The 17,975-nt window shown below is 61.2% G+C and carries 18 protein-coding genes and 1 pseudogene; 16 read left to right on the top strand and 3 right to left on the bottom strand.

The features are described 5' to 3' along the window. Positions 1–123: 123 nt before the first annotated feature. Both NKH28_RS08840 and NKH28_RS08845 read right to left on the bottom strand, forming a co-directional pair. Positions 124–510 carry a type II toxin-antitoxin system VapC family toxin gene (locus NKH28_RS08840; RefSeq protein WP_352612595.1) on the bottom strand — a complete coding sequence of 129 codons (387 nt, stop codon included), beginning with the start codon at positions 508–510 and terminating at the stop codon, positions 124–126. Then, positions 510–767, bottom strand: a complete 258-nt coding sequence (locus NKH28_RS08845) for a type II toxin-antitoxin system VapB family antitoxin (RefSeq protein ID WP_352492342.1) — start codon at positions 765–767, stop codon at positions 510–512. Before NKH28_RS08845 ends, NKH28_RS08840 begins: the two co-directional genes overlap by 1 nt. A gap of 516 nt (positions 768–1,283) precedes the next feature. On the opposite strand from NKH28_RS08845, the gene trbB reads away from it, so the two are divergent. The 16 genes and pseudogenes from trbB to NKH28_RS08925 all read left to right on the top strand — a co-directional run bounded on the left by trbB (position 1,284) and on the right by NKH28_RS08925 (position 17,108). Then, positions 1,284–2,300 (top strand): P-type conjugative transfer ATPase TrbB, encoded by a 1,017-nt coding sequence (gene trbB / locus NKH28_RS08850; protein WP_352502876.1) that lies wholly within the window; start codon positions 1,284–1,286, stop codon positions 2,298–2,300. Between the two features lie 74 nt (positions 2,301–2,374). Continuing rightward, positions 2,375–2,638, top strand: a complete 264-nt coding sequence (locus NKH28_RS08855) for a TrbC/VirB2 family type IV secretion system protein (RefSeq protein WP_352978499.1) — start codon at positions 2,375–2,377, stop codon at positions 2,636–2,638. Next, positions 2,638–2,901 carry a VirB3 family type IV secretion system protein gene (locus NKH28_RS08860; protein WP_352685422.1) on the top strand — a complete coding sequence of 88 codons (264 nt, stop codon included), beginning with the start codon at positions 2,638–2,640 and terminating at the stop codon, positions 2,899–2,901. Before NKH28_RS08855 ends, NKH28_RS08860 begins: the two co-directional genes overlap by 1 nt. 10 nt (positions 2,902–2,911) lie before the next feature. Beyond that, on the top strand, positions 2,912–5,419 hold the full coding sequence (trbE, locus tag NKH28_RS08865; RefSeq protein WP_352978501.1) for a conjugal transfer protein TrbE: 2,508 nt from the start codon (positions 2,912–2,914) through the stop codon (positions 5,417–5,419). Continuing rightward, positions 5,416–6,165, top strand: coding sequence for a P-type conjugative transfer protein TrbJ (trbJ, locus tag NKH28_RS08870; RefSeq protein ID WP_502906611.1), 750 nt, complete (start codon positions 5,416–5,418; stop codon positions 6,163–6,165). The genes trbE and trbJ overlap by 4 nt, the downstream gene beginning before the upstream one ends. 12 nt (positions 6,166–6,177) lie before the next feature. Beyond that, positions 6,178–6,546 carry a putative entry exclusion protein TrbK-alt gene (gene trbK-alt / locus NKH28_RS08875; protein ID WP_352978480.1) on the top strand — a complete coding sequence of 123 codons (369 nt, stop codon included), beginning with the start codon at positions 6,178–6,180 and terminating at the stop codon, positions 6,544–6,546. Beyond that, complete coding sequence (trbL, locus tag NKH28_RS08880; RefSeq protein ID WP_352772991.1) at positions 6,543–7,913, top strand: P-type conjugative transfer protein TrbL; 1,371 nt, start codon at positions 6,543–6,545, stop codon at positions 7,911–7,913. The genes trbK-alt and trbL overlap by 4 nt, the downstream gene beginning before the upstream one ends. Then, positions 7,910–8,596, top strand: a complete 687-nt coding sequence (gene trbF / locus NKH28_RS08885) for a conjugal transfer protein TrbF (protein ID WP_352978482.1) — start codon at positions 7,910–7,912, stop codon at positions 8,594–8,596. Before trbL ends, trbF begins: the two co-directional genes overlap by 4 nt. Next, entirely contained in the window at positions 8,593–9,657 is a 1,065-nt protein-coding gene (gene trbG, locus NKH28_RS08890) for a P-type conjugative transfer protein TrbG (RefSeq protein WP_502902739.1), read from the top strand. The genes trbF and trbG overlap by 4 nt, the downstream gene beginning before the upstream one ends. After that, positions 9,654–10,868: a TraB/TrbI/VirB10 family type IV secretion system protein gene (locus NKH28_RS08895; protein WP_352978484.1), complete on the top strand. Its 1,215-nt coding sequence runs from the start codon at positions 9,654–9,656 to the stop codon at positions 10,866–10,868. The genes trbG and NKH28_RS08895 overlap by 4 nt, the downstream gene beginning before the upstream one ends. Further along, positions 10,865–10,972 (top strand): annotated as a pseudogene (locus NKH28_RS08900) (DUF2274 domain-containing protein); the annotation flags it as partial. The gene NKH28_RS08895 and the pseudogene NKH28_RS08900, both read left to right, overlap by 4 nt. 41 nt (positions 10,973–11,013) lie before the next feature. Continuing rightward, positions 11,014–11,301, top strand: a complete 288-nt coding sequence (locus NKH28_RS08905; RefSeq protein ID WP_352502869.1) for a DUF2274 domain-containing protein — start codon at positions 11,014–11,016, stop codon at positions 11,299–11,301. Between the two features lie 303 nt (positions 11,302–11,604). Continuing rightward, positions 11,605–12,363 (top strand): Tll0287-like domain-containing protein, encoded by a 759-nt coding sequence (locus NKH28_RS08910; protein WP_352502868.1) that lies wholly within the window; start codon positions 11,605–11,607, stop codon positions 12,361–12,363. Beyond that, positions 12,360–15,137: an ATP-binding response regulator gene (locus tag NKH28_RS08915; protein WP_352927955.1), complete on the top strand. Its 2,778-nt coding sequence runs from the start codon at positions 12,360–12,362 to the stop codon at positions 15,135–15,137. Before NKH28_RS08910 ends, NKH28_RS08915 begins: the two co-directional genes overlap by 4 nt. Before the next feature lie 12 nt (positions 15,138–15,149). Further along, positions 15,150–15,521 (top strand): response regulator, encoded by a 372-nt coding sequence (locus tag NKH28_RS08920; protein ID WP_352502866.1) that lies wholly within the window; start codon positions 15,150–15,152, stop codon positions 15,519–15,521. Between the two features lie 24 nt (positions 15,522–15,545). Next, positions 15,546–17,108 (top strand): adenylate/guanylate cyclase domain-containing protein, encoded by a 1,563-nt coding sequence (locus tag NKH28_RS08925; RefSeq protein WP_352685429.1) that lies wholly within the window; start codon positions 15,546–15,548, stop codon positions 17,106–17,108. A gap of 446 nt (positions 17,109–17,554) precedes the next feature. Here NKH28_RS08925 and NKH28_RS08930 read toward each other — a convergent pair whose 3' ends face one another. Continuing rightward, on the bottom strand, positions 17,555–17,947 hold the full coding sequence (locus NKH28_RS08930; RefSeq protein ID WP_352473010.1) for a hypothetical protein: 393 nt from the start codon (positions 17,945–17,947) through the stop codon (positions 17,555–17,557). Positions 17,948–17,975: the final 28 nt, after the last annotated feature.

Here is a 17,975-nt window from a genome sequence, read left to right on the forward strand (position 1 = left end):
GCTCTGCTTTTGCACCAATTGGCATGACGCCCCTCGATGCAGGCCCAGCCGACAGGGCCGAAACTAATTGGGCGCTATTACAGGTTCAAGCTGGGGACAGCCGATCATCTTACAATCTCGTGCTCATGCCGGTTCGATATCCGTTTGGCAGAAGTCTTTGCCGATGAAAAGCAGCGGTTCGTCTGCACGCTTTGCCAAAGCATAGGAGAGGCAATCGGCAAAATTCAGCGCCGCCGGGTGGTGGCCCTTGCCGTAGGTCAGCCAACCCTGGGTCGCAAGATCAACCAATTCGGAGTCGACAGGAATGATGTCGGCCTCGATTTTGCGCAGCCAAAGATCGATCTCAGCCAACGCGTGTTCGCCGCGCCTGCTGACCAGCACCATGCGTACCTCGAGCACGCAGGTTGCCGGGATCAGACGGATTGGATCGGAGACCAGCGCTCGTTCCAGCCTTGCTGCCTCAGGCTCGCTCCGAAGGATCGCTACAACAGCTGAGGTATCGATCACCATCAGTTAGGGATTCCATGCTCGTCATACCCGATGATCTCCTCGTCGCTGCGACCATCCAGTTCAGGCAATCGTGCCACTCTTTCTCGGATGGCGCGCAATTCTGCCAGCAGACGCTCCTGAGCGGTCTCTCCAAAGCCCAAGCGGTGCAAGCGCTCGCTAAGGGCCTGATGAATGGCTGCTGTCTTACTGATACCCTGGCGGCGTGCGAGTTCATCGGCGAGAGCAACGGTGGCTGGATTTTTGATGTTCAGGGACACGAGAAACTCCAAAAATCTACCTTTCTGGCAATTTCTACCAGAGTTCTCTAGGCTCTTCAACATACCTGCTAGCCTCGCCTACCCGCGCCGGATTGACCACGACAATCGCCAGGCCGACGCCTGCCAAGCGGCGACCGCAGTCTCCCGAAGCTGCCTGTCGACTCCAATCCGACGACGGCCGGCGAGGAACTCTACCGGGGCCGCGGTAAAGAGCGTTCCGGCAGCGGTCCATAGAGCGTGAAAGCAGTCCCTTCATCCTGTCAGACGCACCTAACGAGGCGCTGATCCTCCGTCGCGATGCCACCTCTTGAATATAGCCGCCTGTTCTGCTGGAGCGGCGATGGCCAGTCGGGCACCGGGTTGCTGAGCTGTCGCGGTAGCGGCACCGCATCTCGCAAGTCTCTGCACGTCATGCCACGATCGCCGGTTTTGCTTGTTGCAAGGCCGGCGCTCCTGCCTTTTCTAATGATCCCCGACCGCGGCAAGAACAGTTCGTGGCGAGAAACGGGGACCCGCATGGCGACCAACTATCATGCCAGTAAGGGAGCGGTATCGCGCGGCGCGCGCATGCTGCGCACCGCCCTCGGCCCGGCGGTCGCAGGCTTCCTTGACGATCCAGCCATTGTCGAGGTGATGCTCAATCCCGACGGTCGCCTGTGGGTTGACCGTCTCAGCGAAGGACTCGCTGCAAGCAATGAAACACTGATCGCGGCAGACGGCGAACGGATCGTCAGGCTGGTCGCGCACCATGTCGGTGCGGAGGTGCATTCGGGCTCGCCGCGCGTTTCGGCTGAACTGCCCGGGACCGGTGAACGGTTCGAGGGCCTTTTGCCGCCTGTCGTCACGGCCCCAACATTCGCCATCCGCAAGCCGGCAGTCGCGGTGTTTACGCTTCAAGACTATGTCGCTGCCGGCATCATGACCGAAGGCCAGGCTGACGTCCTGCAGCTTGCCGTGGAGACACGCAAGAACGTGCTGGTGGCCGGCGGTACATCGACGGGTAAGACCACGCTGGTCAACGCGCTTTTGGCGGAGGTGGCTAAAACCGCCGAGCGCGTCGTGCTGATCGAGGACACACGCGAGTTGCAGTGCGCTGCGCCCAATCTTGTAGCGCTGCGCACAAAGGATGGTGTCGCCTCGCTGTCCGATCTGGTGAAGTCATCATTGCGGCTTCGGCCCGACCGCATCCCGATAGGCGAGGTACGGGGCGCCGAAGCGCTCGATTTGCTGAAGGCCTGGGGCACCGGCCATCCCGGCGGCATCGGCACCATTCACGCCAATTCTGCCATTGGCGCACTGCAGCGACTGGAACAGCTCGTACAGGAGGCCGTCGTCACGGTCCCGCGCGCGCTGATAGCCGAAACCATAGACCTCGTCGCCGTCCTCGCCGGCCGCGGCTCCGCGCGCCGGCTCGTCGAAATCGCCTTTGTCGACGGGCTCGATGCGGCCACCGGTGACTACCGCACCCTGGAAGCAAATGTCGAGACCACAATGACCGTGAATCACCACTCGCCCTTTGGAGCTTCAGAATGACCCCGATCCGCTTCAATTCATCGGCTATCCGCAAACTTGCCGTGGAGCTGTCGTATGCGACGACCGCCGCGATCATGACGATTGCGTCCGCCCATGCTGCCGGCTCCTCCATGCCCTGGGAGGAGCCGCTTCAGCAAATTCTCGAATCGATCGAGGGGCCAGTCGCCAAGATCGTGGCGGTGATCATCATCATCGTCACTGGCTTGTCGCTCGCTTTCGGCGACACATCGGGCGGATTTCGCCGGCTGATTCAGATCGTCTTCGGGCTGTCGATCGCTTTCGCGGCAAGTTCGTTCTTCCTGTCCTTTTTCTCCTTCGGCGGCGGGGCGTTGATCTGATGGAGGAGGAAGTCCGTGGCTTTTTCGCGCCGGTGCATCGCGCGCTTACTGAACCGATCCTGCTCGGCGGCGCGCCGCGCGCCGTCGCTATCGCCAACGGCACGCTGGCAGGCGCGGTCGGGTTGGGTCTTCGTCTGTGGATCGCGGGGCTCGTCATCTGGGCGGTCGGGCATCTCGCCGCCGTCTGGGCGGCAAAGCGCGATGCGCAGTTCGTCGACGTGGTTCGCCGGCACCTGCGCTATCCCGCGCATTTCGGCTGTTGAGGTTTTCGCCGTGATGAACCTCGCGGAATATCGAAACAAGAGCGCCAGCCTCGTCGACTATCTGCCTTGGGCCGCCCTGGTGGCGCCGGGCGTGGTGCTCAACAAGGACGGCAGTTTTCAAAGAACGGCGCGTTTTCGCGGGCCGGACCTGGACTCCGCCACGCCGGCGGAGCTGGTCGGCACGACCGCACGGCTCAACGGCGCGCTGCGCCGGCTCGGCTCCGGCTGGGCGATCTTTGTCGAAGCGCAGCGCAATTCCGCCAGCGGCTATCCCGACAGCCGGTTCCCGGATTGCGCATCCGCGCTTCTCGACGTCGAGCGGCGCGAACAGTTCGAAGGGTCCGGCGTGCTGTTTGAAAGCAGCTACTTTCTCACCTTCGTGTGGCTGCCTCCGGCCGAGGAAGCGTCGCGAATGGAGAGCTTGCTCTACGAAGGCCGGCAAAAGACCGGCGTCGATCCTTGGGAGCTCCTGAAGAGTTATGTCGATCGCACGGACCGCGTGCTCAACCTCATCGAAGGCTTCGTTCCCGAAGCTGACTGGCTCGATGATGGCGAGACGCTGAGTTACCTGCACTCAACAATTTCGACCAAGCGGCATCGCGTTCGCGTGCCGGAAACGCCGATGCATCTCGATGGCTTGCTTGTCGATCAGCCGTTAGCCGGCGGGTTAGAGCCGAGGCTTGGCGATGCGCATCTGCGCACACTCACCATCACCGGGTTTCCGACCATGACCTTCCCGGGGATTCTCGACGACCTTAATCGGCTTGCCTTCCCCTACCGCTGGTCCACGCGGGCGATCATGCTCGACAAGATCGACGCGACGAAGCTGGTGACGAAGATCCGTCGCCAGTGGTTCGCCAAACGCAAATCGATCGCCGCAATTTTGAAGGAGGTGATGACCAACGAGGCGTCAGTCCTCGTTGATACGGACGCCGCCAACAAGGCGGCCGATGCGGACGCGGCCCTGCAGGATCTCGGTTCAGATCAGATCGCCGAAGCCTATGTCACCGCCTCCGTGACGGTCTGGGATGCTGATCCGTCAATTGCCGACGAAAAGCTGCGCCTGGTCGAAAAGGTCATTCAGGGCAGGGATTTCACCTGCATCGCCGAAAGCGTCAACGCGGTCGAGGCTTGGCTCGGCAGCATCCCCGGCCACGTCTACGCCAATGTCCGCCAGCCGCCGATCTCGACTCTGAACCTCGCCCACATGATTCCACTTTCGGCGGTCTGGGCTGGACCGATTGAGGACGAGCATTTTGGCGCCCCGCCGCTGTTCTTCGCCAGAACGGAAGGCGCCACACCGTTCCGGTTCAGCCTTCACGTCGGCGATGTCGGCCACACCCTCGTCATCGGCCCGACCGGTGCCGGCAAGTCGGTCCTGTTGGCGATGATCGCGCTGCAGTTCCGACGTTACGAGCACAGCCAGGTTTTTGCCTTCGACTTCGGCGGCTCAATCCGCGCGGCCATGCTCGCCATGCATGGCGATTGGCATGATCTCGGAAGAAATGCCGGAACTGGGCAGGGGGCTGACGATCCGTTGCCCTTGCTCACTTTGGCCGATCTGTCGGACGACGTTCATACCGTTTCGCTACAGCCGCTCGCCCATATTCATCATACGCCAGAGCGAGCCTGGGCGGCCGACTGGATTGTCGACATCCTTCTGCGCGAAGGCGTGTCCATCACGCCGCAGGTAAAGGAACATCTGTGGTCGGCGTTGACGTCGCTGGCCTCTGCGCCCGTCCACGAACGGACGCTGACTGGCCTGTCCGTATTGCTGCAATCTTCGCCGCTGAAGCAGGCGCTCCTTCCCTATTGCATCGGTGGCCCTTATGGCGGCCTGCTCGATGCCGAGCACGAGCGGCTGGGCGAGGCTTCGGTCCAGGCGTTCGAAACCGAAGGCCTGATCGGCACAGGTGCAGCGCCCGCCGTGCTCGCCTATCTGTTCCACCGCATCGAGCAGAGGATGGACGGCCGGCCGACACTGCTGCTCATCGACGAGGGCTGGCTCGCGCTCGACGACGGCGGTTTCGCTGACCAGCTGCGCGAATGGCTGAAGACGCTGAGGAAGAAGAACGCCAGCGTGGTCTTCGCCACCCAGTCGCTTTCGGACATCGACGGATCGCCAATCGCACCGGCCATCGTCGAAAGCTGCCCGACGCGGCTGTTCTTGCCGAACGAGCGCGCCGTCGAGCCACAGATCACAGAGATCTACCGACGCTTTGGTCTCAACGATCGCCAGATCGAGATCGTCGCCCGAGCGACACCGAAGCGCGACTATTACTGTCAAAGCCGCCGCGGCAACCGCCTGTTCGAGCTGGGGCTTGGTCCGATCGCGCTGGCGCTCTGCGCCGCATCGTCCAAATCGGACCAGGCCGCGATCGACCGGATAATCGCCGAGGCGGGGCGAGACCATTTCGTCGAGGCCTGGCTTACGAACCGTGGTCTCTCCTGGGCGGCAGACCTCATTCCCAATCTCACTGGCGTGATCGACCAATCCACAAAGGAGCTTCCCTCATGAATTCCGTTCTTGCAGGTCGCCGTATCCGTCGCATGGCGGCAGCCGGCGCAATCGTCGTCGCGACGGCGCTGTCATCGGCACCGGCATCGGCACTGATCGTGTTCGACCCAAAGAACTACGCCGAGAACCTGCTTTCGGCATCGCGTGCGCTGGAGCAGATCCACAACCAGATCAGCTCGCTTCAGAACGAAGCGCAGATGCTGATCAACCAGGCGAAGAATCTCACCTCCCTGCCAACCTCGCTGCTTGGACAGATCGAGGCCAATTTTTCCGAGATGAAGAGCCTGCTCGGCGAGGCCGACAAGCTGGCCTATAGCGTCCAGGAGATCGAGAGCCAGTTTACCTCCGCTTACGAGAATTTCGGTTCGGAACTCTCCAGCCAGCAGCTTGTCGAGGGCGCGCGTCAACGCTGGCAGACCTCGGTGTCGGCCTTTGAGCATTCGCTGAAGACCGGCGCCGTCGCAGTAGACAACATCGCAGAGACACAGGAGCAGACGAGTGCGCTGGTTGGTGCCAGCCAGTCGGCTGTCGGCGTGCTTCAGGCGACGCAGGCCGGCAACCAGCTTCTTGCCGTGCAGGCCAAGCAAGTTGCCGACCTCACCGCGATGCTGGCGGCACAAGGACGAGCCGAAGCCCTTGAACAGGCGAGAAGGGCGGCCGCACAGGAGCAGGCGCGGGAACAGTTCAGCCGTTTCATGACGGGCAGCAGCTACAGCGCGTCATCCGTAAAAATGTTCCACGACTGAGGCGAAGACCGCATGGATCTCAAGATCGCCGCCCGGATAACAGCCGTTCTTGCCCTTGGCGCTGCCATGACCGCCGCCTCCATGGCGCTGCGCGGCGGCGGCTCGCAGGACGCGTCCTCCCCGCGCTCCGCATATCCGGGCGGCGAGCCGGCAAGTGTCGAGCTTGCCCGATGCCGGGACATCGGCATGGCGGCGATCGATGACGACGCCTGCAGGAAAGCCTGGGCGGAAGGCCGCCGACGCTTCCTGCGGCCATCCCGCCCGATCATGCCAAACGTGGCTCCGTCGATCGAAAAGGACCCGACCGGGCTGCCGCCGCTCCAACCGCCAACGCCGCCTTTCGCGGAAGACCGGCCCTATCCCGAAACGGTGGCGCCATGAACGACACCGGCGTCATCGACCGCTTCCTCGAGACTTTCACTCGCTACATCGATTCCGGCTTTGGTCTGCTCGGTGGGGAAGTTGCGTTTCTCACTTCGACCCTGATTGTGATCGACATCACACTGGCCGGCCTGTTCTGGGCATGGGGTGCTGATGAAGACGTGCTGCACCGACTGGTGAAGAAGACGCTCTATATCGGCTTCTTTGCCTTCATCATCGGCAACTTCAACCGTCTTGCCGGGATCGTCTTCGAGAGCTTTTCCGGGCTCGGCCTGAAGGCTGGAGGCTCGGCACTTTCAGGCTCGGCATTGCTGCAGCCGGGCCGCGTGGCGCAAGTCGGCATCGATGCCGGCAATCCGATCCTCGAGGCCGCCAGCCAGCTGATGGGCTACGTATCGTTCTTCGAGAATTTCGTCCAGATCGTAGTGCTGATGATCGCCTGGGCGATCGTACTGATTGCGTTCTTTCTTCTGGCCGTCCAGATCTTCGTCACGCTGGTCGAATTCAAGCTGACGACGCTTGCCGGGTTTGTGCTGATACCCTTTGCGCTGTTCAACCGGACCGCCTTCCTTGCCGAAAAAGTGCTCGGCAACATCGTTGCCTCCGGCGTGAAGATACTGGTCCTTGCCGTCATCGTCGGCATCGGCTCGGGCCTGTTCGGCGAGTTCACCCAAGGCTTCGGCGCCGAACAGCCCACAATCACGGATGCGCTGTCGCTTGTCCTGGGCGCTCTGTCGCTGATGGGACTGTCGATCTTCGGTCCCGGCATTGCGACGGGGCTGGTCTCCGGTGCCCCGCAACTGGGCGCAGGTGCCGCTGTTGGCACGAGCCTCGTCGCTGGCGGCCTTGGCGTGGCTGGCGCTATGGGTGCTCGCGCCGGATTGAGCGGCGCGGCAGGCGCACTCAATGGCAGTGCGCGTATGTCGGCAGCAGCCGCACGCCGCGGCGCGCATCTGGCCGGCAGCACTTCGGCCGCCTGGGAACTTGGCGCAGCGACATCTGGAAGAGGTGGTGCAGGCTCGGTCGCCGCCGGCGTGGCGGGTGTCGCCAGGGCCGGTGCCAGCGCTGCCGTTCGACCGGTGAAGCAGGCCATGTCGCGCGCCGCGTCGGCGCTGTCCGACAGCTATGAGGCCGGCCGCTTTGCGGCTTGGAGTGCGACGAGTGGAGAGCGATCGTCGGGAACGGCTTCCTCGGGTGACTGGTCGACCTCCGAAACCAGTTCCGACGCCCCGCCCGCATGGGCAAAACGAATGAAGCGTAGCCAGGTCATGAGCCATGGCGCCAGCGTCGCCGCGCATTCAGTTCACTCGAGTGATGATGGGGGCGGCTCGATGAATGTTTCCCTCGATCAGGACGACCGCCGATGACCCCCCTTAGACGCCCTTTCGTTCGTTACGCAAAAACGCCCCCCCCCGAGACGCCATATCAGCGTGCAGCCCAGATTTGGGACGAGCGCATCGGCTCGGCTCGCGTCCAGGCGAGAAACTGGCGGCTGATGGCCTTCGGCTCTCTCGTCCTGGCCGGCGGTTTTGCATCCGCATTGGTGTGGCAGTCAACGCGCGGCTCAGTGGTTCCCTGGGTGGTGGAGGTCGACAAGTTCGGTGAAGCGCAGGTTGTCGCGCCGGCCGTTGCCGACTATCGGCCGACCGATCCGCAGGTCGCCTGGCATCTGGCCCGCTTCATCGAACAGGTCAGAAGCATTCCGGCCGACCCGGTCATCGTCCGCCAAAACTGGCTGCGAGCCTACGACTACACCACAGACCGCGGCGCCATTTCCCTCAATGATTACGCCCGGTTGAACGACCCTTTTGCCAAATTGGGCAAACTCCAGATCGCCATCGAGGTTTCCAGCGTCATCCGTGCTACCCCCGATTCGTTTCGCGTCGCCTGGGTCGAGCGCCGTTACGAGAATGGCAACCTGGCCGGCACCGAGCGCTGGACCGCAATCCTCACAATCGTGATTCAGCAACCCCGCGACGCTGACCGGCTCAAAGCCAATCCGCTTGGCGTCTATGTCAACGCCATCAGCTGGTCGAAGGAGTTTTCATGATGCGTGCAGCACCAACAAGAACGTCGGCGAAACCGGTCACGCACAATGCGCCCGAGGCACGTAGGCTTGCCCTGGCACTGCTGTCGGCAACGGCGCTCGCCGGCTGTGCATCGAAGAAATACATTCCGCCGGAAATCGCCTACGACGATGCGGTGCCTGCGGTGCGCAGGGTCGAGCCGCCTGGTCCGGTCAAAGTGGTGGAAGTGCCGAAACCGCTTCCGCTGCCTGGTCAGTTGAAACCAGTCGACGCTACGAAGGTGGAGCCGGAGCCGCCCGATCCGAAGCAGCGTATCAGCCAGGCGAACGAGGCAGCGAGGATGCAGCCGGTTCGCGACGGGTTCGTCAATGCCATCCAGCTCTATCCGTGGAGTGAGGGCGCGCTCTACCAGATTTATGCCGCGCCCGGCCAGGTCACCGACATCGCCTTGCAGCCGGGCGAGCAGCTTGTCGGCTCCGGGCCTGTGGCCGCCGGCGACACGGTGCGCTGGATCATCGGCGATACGCAAAGTGGGGCAGGGGAGCGCCAGCAGGTCCATATTCTTGTGAAGCCGACACGGCCGGATCTGCAGACCAATCTCGTCATCAACAGCGACCGCCGCACCTATCATCTCGAGCTGCGCTCGACCGAAAAGACCTACATGGCTTCGGTCTCCTGGCAGTACCCGCAGGACCAGCTGATTGCGCTGCGGCGCCAGAATGCGCAGGCTTCCGCCGCACAGCCGGTCGCGTCCGGCGTCGACATCCAGAAACTGAATTTTCGCTATCGCATCGAAGGCGACATGGCGCCCTGGCGGCCGCTTCGCGCCTTCGATGACGGTGCAAAAGTTTACATCGAGTTCCCGTCGGGCATAAGGCAAGGTGAAATGCCGCCGCTCTTTGTCATCGGCCCGTCGGGCGGCTCGGAGCTGGTCAACTACCGTGCTCGCCAGAACTACTACGTCGTTGATCGGCTGTTTGCCGCCGCTGAATTGAGGCTCGGCGACAAAACAAGCGAAAAGCGCGTCCGCATCGTGCGCACGGACGGCAAACGAACCTCGCCCAGCACGAGGCTGTTCCGATGAGCGACCCTGCAAATGCACCCAACCAGGACATTCGAGCGGAACTGCGCCTTCGGCCCGAACCGGCCAGGGTCACGCGACTGTCGCGCAAGGTGCTGATAGGCGTCGGTGGAGTTGCCAGCGCTGCGATCCTCGGCACGTTGATTTGGGCGCTCGACACCAGACAGCGCGGAACCGAACAGCCGCCTGAGCTCTTCACCACCGAAAACCGCTCAACGGCCGACGGGCTACAGAAGCTGCCGAAGGACTATGCAGGTGTTCCGCAACTCGGCCCCGCGCTGCCTGGCGATTTGGGCCGGCCGATCTTGCGCGCGCAGGAGCGCGGCCAGCCGATTGGGGCGTCCACCGTCAGTGGACCGCGCGCCGATCCGGAGGAGCAGCGCCGACTGGCCGAGATCGAGGCCGCACGCGTGGCGAAGCTCTTCACCGATACGAACACGAGACCTGGTCCCAGACGAAAGGATCCTGGCGGCAGAGTCATAGAACCGGACACCCAATCTGGTCTGATTCCGCCGCTGGGGCCGCCACCGATCGATCCTGGCGCCGCGCAAAACGGGCAGGATCGCAAGCTGGCCTTCGTCAATGCCGAGCCAGACCGTCGCACAGTCAGCCCCGATCGGCTCGCCGCGAAGGCCTCGCCCTATGTGGTGCAAGCCGGCAGCGTCATTCCAGCTGCCCTTATCACCGGCATCCGCTCCGACCTGCCCGGCGAGATCACCGCTCAGGTCACGGAAAATGTCTATGACAGCCCGACAGGATCCCATCTCCTGATCCCGCAGGGTGCGAGGCTGATCGGCCAGTACGACAGCCACGTCGCCTTCGGCCAGTCGCGCGTGCTGCTGGTCTGGAACCGGCTGATCATGCCTGACGGCACCTCGATCGTCCTGGAGCGCCAGCAGGGCGCAGACGCTGAAGGATTTTCCGGGCTGGAGGACGAGGTCGACCGTCATTGGGGCCAGATGTTCCGGGCCGCAGCACTCTCAACATTACTGGGCATTGGGACATCGCTTGGGTCCAGCGACGACGAAAGCGAAATCGCCAAGGCCATCCGCGAAAGCACGCAGGATTCGGCCTCCGATATTGGCCAGCAGCTCGTGCGCAATCAGCTCTATGTCCAGCCTACGCTCACCGTGCGGCCCGGTTTCCCGGTTCGCGTGATTGTCAATCGCGACCTTGTTCTTGTGCCTTACGGCACGTCAAAGGATTCATCATGACCAAGCTGAAACTTTCCGCCATTCCCGATGACCGTCCGGTCAAGATCACCGTCGAACTGCCTGCCGCCGTTCATCGCGACGTCGTTGCCTATGTTGATTATCTGAACAGTCAACATGTCCTTGTCTCACAAGCAGGAGGTGAACAATGCCTGATCTGAGGCTCGGTCGGCTGCCGAAGGTTGGTGTCGTCCGCATGACGATCATCCTGCCGGAGCCCCTCAAGGAGGAACTCGACCAGTATGCGGCCGAGCACAGCCGGCTCTATGAACCCGTGGACACCGCTGCCCTGATTCCGCACATGCTGGAAGCGTTCGTCGGTTCGGATCGCGGCTGGCGCAGCCGTAAGGCGAAGGCCGGCCGTGCCCGTCAACGAGCGGCGTCTCCAGCCAGCAGCACGACGCGAAGCGGTGCTGAAGGTGATGGCTCTGCCTGAAGCTGTCCTGGTGGCTTTACCCTGAGCGAAATGCCGGTTCCGACCTAAGCGGAAGCTCGCTTGCTCCGGACCAATTCACGGCCATCACCCGAAGCCGTCATCCAGTTGGTCGAGGCTGTGGGTTGGCAATGGGGTGGCAATGGGGTGTAAGGGACGTTCGGCGGAGATGGGTTACACGCCAGGGACGCTTCGGAACAGATGGCGAATTTCGTTCCCTCCTTCCCTGAGCTTCGAAGTTTGTCGCTGCCTCCCCGGCTTTTATCGTGCTATGCTGCTAGTGGCCTTCCTGGAAGGGAAACGGAAATGTCCGGCATGTCAACGTTGACGCGGACTTTCATTGCCGCTGTTCTTGTCGGCTGCGCGCTCGCCGTGTCGTCTGCCATCGGAGCGGGAGTTACCGAGGATGTCGCGACGGGAACGCGACTCGCGGAATTGCTCCGTGCGGGGCGACGTATCATCTCGAACTACCAGACGCTCATCAATGATCCTGCTCTTGGCGACAAGCACCTCGACGGTGAGCGCATTACGAGAGAGGCCATCGCCGAATACTCAAAACACACCGGCAACGACCCGCTTTCCGGCGAATTGACCGAGCGCGACCGGCGTCTGCTTGAGGTCCAGATTGAGGCGATGCGAGAGGTGGTGGACGAACAGCAAGATAACATCAACCGCGCGGGAATCGCATTCAAGGGCTTCGTGCCAGCCGTGTTTGCGCGTCTGATGAATGACAAGTTCAGCGCCAAGGCCGGCAACGAAGCTCGGGTGCGCGTGACTGCGCCAGAGCAACTCGTGCGCAACCGCAAATCGCTTCCAGACGCCTGGGAAGCACAGATCATCGAAAAGGTCTTGGTGGATCCGCAGAGAGCGAAGGGAGCCTACACGGACGTCACAGAGGCGGATGGACGCCCGGCATTTCGAATGCTGCTGCCCGAATACTATACCGGCTCGTGTCTTTCCTGTCACGGCGAGCCGAAGGGCGAGATCGACGTGACAGGATATCCTAAGGAGGGCGGCAAAGCGGGCGATCTGGGAGGCGCGATCAGCATCGTCTTGTTCAAATGAGCGCTTTGGAACAATCACCGCACCAAGTGGAGGCCGTATCGGCGCCGGCGAGGCCACTTGCGCGTAGCTTCGCCAATCTACCGATTTCGGCCCGCATAGCTGCGCTGACAGCGGCCGGCCTTATCAGCCTCATCGTATCGTCCATCTTTCTCACGCAGGCACTTTATCGCAGTGCAGATCGAACCGCGGAGACCAAGGCATTTTTCGATGTCGCATCCACTGCGGCTGCGGCCCACGTAACATTCGGCGAATTGCGCTACTGGCTGACTGATTTGTCGGTTAGCTTGTTGATGAATTCCCAGCGCAATGCCGAGCAGGCGCGCGAGCGACTGCTGACACATCTGGACCGCCTTTCGAAATCATCACCGGATGCGGTCAGGGAAATCCGCGTTGAGATCGATTCCTATGTCAAAACGGCGTTACGAGCGGCAGACAGCTATACTCAAGACAACCGCATCATCGGCAACACTCTCCTCGCCGAGGCGCGCACCCACAGCGCAAATGTGGATGCCGCGCTAAACAAACTCGTCGAACGAGCGAGCGCCGAGGCAGAAGCCGCTCGCAACGAGGTCGTAACGGAAACCCAGAAAACGGCGACGACCGCTGCCGTGCTGGTGGCCATCGTGGTGATGATCGGGTCGCTTCTCACCATCCTTGTTCTTCGCTCGATCGTCGGCCCGTTGCGGCGCTTGAACCGGGTGATCGGAAATCTGACGGAAGGACGCTATGACGTCGAAATACAGGCAGAGGGAGGCGACGAGCTCGGCGCGATGGCGCGGACGCTTCGGCTTTTCCGGGCGAGCGCAATTGAAAAGCAAAGACTGGAAGATGAGGCGGAGCGGCAAAGACGGACGATCGCAGCGGCACTCGAGGCGATTTCTGACGGATTTGTCCTGTTCGATTCGGAGGACAAGGTCCTTCTTGCCAACAGCAAATACTGCGAAATCTTTCCCGGCAATGAGCGAGCTACTCTTCCTGGGCAAAGCCTTCAGGATATTCTGAAAGGACGCTTGGCGAGCGGGCACGTCGACCTTGAGGGCGCGTCGCCGGAGGAATGGATTGCGGAGAGGCTGCGCATCCAGAAGGATCCGGCAGGCTTCGTCCACGAGGGTCGCTTCGGAGAACGCTGGGTCCGCGTCAGCAAACGAAAGACCCCTGACGGCGGGACCGTCGCCGTTTACACCGACATCACGGAACTGAAGCAGAGAGAGGTCGAACTCGAGCGGGCCAAGAGCCATGCTGAAGCGGCAAATGAGGCCAAGAGCAGCTTCCTCGCGTCCATGAGCCACGAGCTACGCACTCCATTGAACGCGATCATTGGCTACAGCGAGATGCTGATCGAAGAGGCGAGTGACGAGCAAATGAACGAGTTCGTCCCAGATGTGGAAAAGATCGCAGGGGCCGGTCGCCATCTCCTCGCGCTCATCAACGACATCCTCGATCTGTCGAAGATCGAGGCAAATAAGATGGAAAATTTCCTGGAGACTTTCGACGTCGCCGACTTGTTGCGCGATGTCCAGGCCACAGTCGCGCCACTGATGGCGAAAAACAGAAACAGTTTCGTGCTGGACCTCGCGGGCGACCTTGGGAAAATGCATTCGGACCAGACGAAGTTGCGTCATAACCTCTTCAATCTACTCAGTAACGCGGCCAAGTTCACCGAAGTGGGCCGTGTAACGCTGGCGGTTCGACGCAACAGGAGATCGGATCGCGACTGGCTAATATTCATAGTGTCGGACACCGGGATCGGGATGACGCCAGAGCAGCAAGAACGGCTCTTTGACCCTTTTACGCAAGCAGACGCGTCCACCACTCGCAACTATGGCGGAACGGGATTGGGCCTTAGCATAACCCGGAGTTTCTGCCGAATGATCGGAGGCGTTGTAACGGTCAAGAGCGAGCTCGGAAAAGGCTCGACCTTCACAATGGAGATTCCAGCCGAGTGCAACGAGGAACCTAGCGAGCAGCGATCCGCCGAACCGCTGTCGTCGCGGCCGTCGGACAAGGCGGTTCTGATCATCGATGACGAACCTGCCGCCCGAACCCTCATCGCCAGGGCCTTGGCAGAGGCGGGACTGGCGTCGATCGAAGCAGCAAGCGGCGAGGAAGGAATAGCCGCTGCGCGAGCGCATCGCCCCGTCGCAATCGTTCTCGACATTATCATGCCGCATCAGGACGGCTGGTCAGTGCTGCGCTCGCTGAAAAGCGACAAGGAGCTCTGCGAGATTCCAGTAATCCTTGCGACGATACTTGCAGATCGCGAACTCGGCCTCTCACTCGGTGCGGTCGAATACCTGACGAAGCCGATCGACACGCGGAAGCTTGTTCGAACGATAGAGGCTTGCGGCAGTGGCAACCGCGATGTGCTTGTTATTGATGACGATCAAGCCTCGCGCGATTTCCTTCGGCGTATTCTGGTCAAGAAGGATTGGCGGGTTCACGAGGCAAGCGATGGCCTGCGCGGCCTCAAGCTGATGAAGCGGTTGTTGCCACGTCTGGTCCTGCTTGATCTGCTGATGCCCGAAATGGACGGATTCGAGACCTTGAACGAGATGCAGCAGGTGCCCGAGCTGCAGAACATTCCGGTCGTCGTCGTGACTTCCAAGGATTTGTCGGCCGATGAGCTCAAATGGCTTCGCGACAGGGCGGTCGCGGTTGTGACCAAGGGCGCAAACAGTCGGTCTCAGTTGGTCGAGGCCCTCGAGCGCCAGATATTCCCGCTTGGATCGACAGGTGCCAGCATTGCCGATCGCGGAACCGCCCCCCATGGCTGAAGGAAGCCGAGGATGACGAGGATCCTTCTCGTAGAAGACAACGAATTGAACCGGGACATGCTCTCGCGGCGGTTGTCGCGGCGTGGGTTCGAAGTCCTAATTGCGGAAAACGGACAGTCGGGCGTGGAACTCACCCTTTCGGAAAGGCCGGATCTCATCCTCATGGATATGAGCTTGCCGGTCATGGACGGGTGGGAGGCGACCAGGCGGATCAAGGCTGATCCGGCCACCTCCGGGATCCCGATCATTGCGCTTTCTGCGCACGCGATGGCCAGCGATCGCGAAATGGCGCTCGAGGCCGGCTGCGATGACTACGATAGCAAGCCGGTGGACCTGTCGCGACTTGTCCAGAAAATTGAACAATTGCTCGCCGGGAATCGATGAGGCCCAGGCCGACGGTTTGAAAACATGACTGCCAAGAACAAGTTCCAACGCCATGCGATCGCCGTCCATCTGGCACAGCAGCTCGCCGGACCGGCGCGGGCAATCTCAGGATTTCAGGAGTTGCTGACCGAACAGGTGCAGGACCTCGGTCTGATCCACATGACACCGGATCTGGAGAAGGTCAGCGCCGCTGCTTGCGAATTGAATGGCCTGATCGACAGCTTGATCCATGGAAAAGCCGACAATCAGAACCGGGCAGGGGTCGAGATCGAGGCGAAACTGCGCCACGACTTGCGAACGCCGCTCAACGCGATCATCGGCTATTCCGAAATGATTCGTGAAGAAGCCGAAGAATTGCACGAATACGCGCTGGAAGAGGATGTCAGGGTGATGCTCGCCGCGGCGGCCGAGTTGTTGGCGCATGTCGATGCAATCGCCGGCCTCTCGCGCGCACCCGACAGCGAGGAACCGCGGACCACGGATCAGGCTGAGATCGATGCGGCAGGACTCGAACGGGCACTGATCAAGACGGAGCACCCCGTAAGCTCCGGCTGTGGCCGCATACTTGTCGTCGACGACATCAGCAGTAACCGCGGTCTCCTCTCCCGCCGCTTGCAACGTGACGGTCATCAGGTAGTCACTGCCGAGTCCGGTCTGTCAGCGCTGGCTCACCTTGCGGAACACGAGTTCGACCTGGTTCTGCTGGACCTCCTGATGCCGGACATGAACGGCATCGAGGTGCTCTCACGATTGAAAGCGGAGCGCCGATGGCGGCATATCCCTGTCATCATGATATCGGGGTTGGACGAAGTGGATGCAGTGGTCCGCTGCATCGAGGCGGGGGCCGACGACTACTTGCCTAAACCTTTCAATCCAGTCCTGCTGCGCGCCCGGATCAACTCGAGTTTGGAGAAGAAGCGTTGGCTTGACCGCGAGCACCAGTATCTTCAGCAGATCGAGGTGGAGAAGGGGCGGGCTGACTCGCTTCTTCATGCGATCCTGCCCGGTCAGATCGTGGCACGGCTGCATCGGGGCGAAGAGTTCATTGCCGACCGGTTCGATGAAGTGACCATTCTTTTTGCCGATATTGTCGGTTTCTCGAGCATAGCGGCAAGGTTGCCGCCGTCGGACCTGATCAAGCGCCTCGACAGGCTATTCGGCACGTTCGACGTCTTGGCGGAGAAGCATTCCGTCGAGAAAATCAAGACCATCGGAGACGCCTATATGGCTGCGAGCGGTGTTCCCGAACCGGCAGCTGACCATGCCGACAGGATCGTGGCACTCGGGAAATCCATGCTGGACGCGTTGAAGCCCTTAGCTTGGGGTAACGATAGTTTTCGGATCCGCATTGGCGTGCACACGGGACCGGTGATCGCGGGCCTGATCGGCCGGCATCGGTTCGTCTACGACCTCTGGGGCGAGACCGTGAATATTGCAAGCCGGCTCGAGTCCCAGGGCGTGGCCGACCGCATGCAAATCTCGGAGGCAACCAAGCAGGCCCTGCGCACCTCCTGGAAGCTCGAACCGCGCTGTAATCTAGAACTGGCAGGTGTCGGCAGGATCGAAACCTATCTCGTTCAACACTGATCGGAACAATGTCTGACTGCCCTTAGGGAAATTTCGTGAAGCGATGCTCTGGGTCGCAGGGATCGGCGGTGTGTGCTCGGACCGCCGGCGCTCCGCAGCGTGGCATCAAAAGCGGCCCCTGGCCAGTGCAAACACTAGGGTTAGCCCTGTGACGAGGGCTACATCGCCACACCTGCTACCCGAGATGAGATAGTGGGTTTGAGGAGCGCTACCGCCTTTCGGCTTCGGCTATTCCAACACGGCATGCGTTGACGGAAGGGAGAGTGTGAGTTTGAAGACGCAGACTTCTCAGTGGCACTCCGTCTGGCTTCAACCTGAAAATGTCTCAATCGATCAACGCTCAGCAGTGAGATTCGCGGCAAGTGGTCTCAAGACAGTCAACTGTCAGCGGCAAGCTGGGTCTCGAGATCGCCTTCTGAATTCGATATCAGGCGAGAGAACACTCGTTAGTCCGAATTGGCGGGCGCGGAGGAATACTGGTTTTTGCCTGTTGCCCTTGCTCGGCCCCGCCAATGCGATCCGTCGGGAAGTTTAGCCGATAATTCGCCTTGAGTCAGTGCGGCGATAAGTAGAGAGCAATCGAGTTCCTCAAGGAACGGAACCTTCAGGTCACTCTGAGCTGCCATCCGAAGCGATCTCAATCTTGCTGTCTTTTCGCTACGTTCGGCATGCTCAGCCTCGGCAATGACTTTCGCGGAGCGGATAAGCTTTCTATTTTCCAGCCAACACATGTGTTCGATCCTGCGAAATTTCTTCTTGGACCTTGCCGCAGCTTTTCCGCGCGGATTTGCGCGGCGATCAGCCCAGTTCGGATCCAATCCCGTTTTTCTGCTCGCCAAGCCTTCTCTGGCGCCAATACGTCGTCTT

Source organism: Mesorhizobium sp. M1227 (genome assembly GCF_040318315.1).
Classification (GTDB): Bacteria; Pseudomonadota; Alphaproteobacteria; order Rhizobiales; family Rhizobiaceae; genus Mesorhizobium.

Bases quoted from the DNA above. Each gene is read 5' to 3' on its own strand.
- NKH28_RS08860 (WP_352685422.1), top strand. From the start codon at position 2,638: ATGGAGGAGGAAGTCCGTGGCTTTTTCGCGCCGGTGCATCGCGCGCTT.
- NKH28_RS08920 (WP_352502866.1), top strand. From the start codon at position 15,150: ATGACGAGGATCCTTCTCGTAGAAGACAACGAATTGAACCGGGACATG.
- trbL (WP_352772991.1), top strand. From the start codon at position 6,543: ATGAACGACACCGGCGTCATCGACCGCTTCCTCGAGACTTTCACTCGC.
- NKH28_RS08840 (WP_352612595.1), bottom strand. From the start codon at position 510: ATGGTGATCGATACCTCAGCTGTTGTAGCGATCCTTCGGAGCGAGCCT.
- NKH28_RS08855 (WP_352978499.1), top strand. From the start codon at position 2,375: ATGACGATTGCGTCCGCCCATGCTGCCGGCTCCTCCATGCCCTGGGAG.
- trbJ (WP_502906611.1), top strand. From the start codon at position 5,416: ATGAATTCCGTTCTTGCAGGTCGCCGTATCCGTCGCATGGCGGCAGCC.
- NKH28_RS08925 (WP_352685429.1), top strand. From the start codon at position 15,546: ATGACTGCCAAGAACAAGTTCCAACGCCATGCGATCGCCGTCCATCTG.
- NKH28_RS08905 (WP_352502869.1), top strand. From the start codon at position 11,014: ATGCCTGATCTGAGGCTCGGTCGGCTGCCGAAGGTTGGTGTCGTCCGC.
- NKH28_RS08915 (WP_352927955.1), top strand. From the start codon at position 12,360: ATGAGCGCTTTGGAACAATCACCGCACCAAGTGGAGGCCGTATCGGCG.
- NKH28_RS08910 (WP_352502868.1), top strand. From the start codon at position 11,605: ATGTCCGGCATGTCAACGTTGACGCGGACTTTCATTGCCGCTGTTCTT.
- NKH28_RS08895 (WP_352978484.1), top strand. From the start codon at position 9,654: ATGAGCGACCCTGCAAATGCACCCAACCAGGACATTCGAGCGGAACTG.
- trbK-alt (WP_352978480.1), top strand. From the start codon at position 6,178: ATGGATCTCAAGATCGCCGCCCGGATAACAGCCGTTCTTGCCCTTGGC.
- trbB (WP_352502876.1), top strand. From the start codon at position 1,284: ATGGCGACCAACTATCATGCCAGTAAGGGAGCGGTATCGCGCGGCGCG.
- trbF (WP_352978482.1), top strand. From the start codon at position 7,910: ATGACCCCCCTTAGACGCCCTTTCGTTCGTTACGCAAAAACGCCCCCC.
- trbG (WP_502902739.1), top strand. From the start codon at position 8,593: ATGATGCGTGCAGCACCAACAAGAACGTCGGCGAAACCGGTCACGCAC.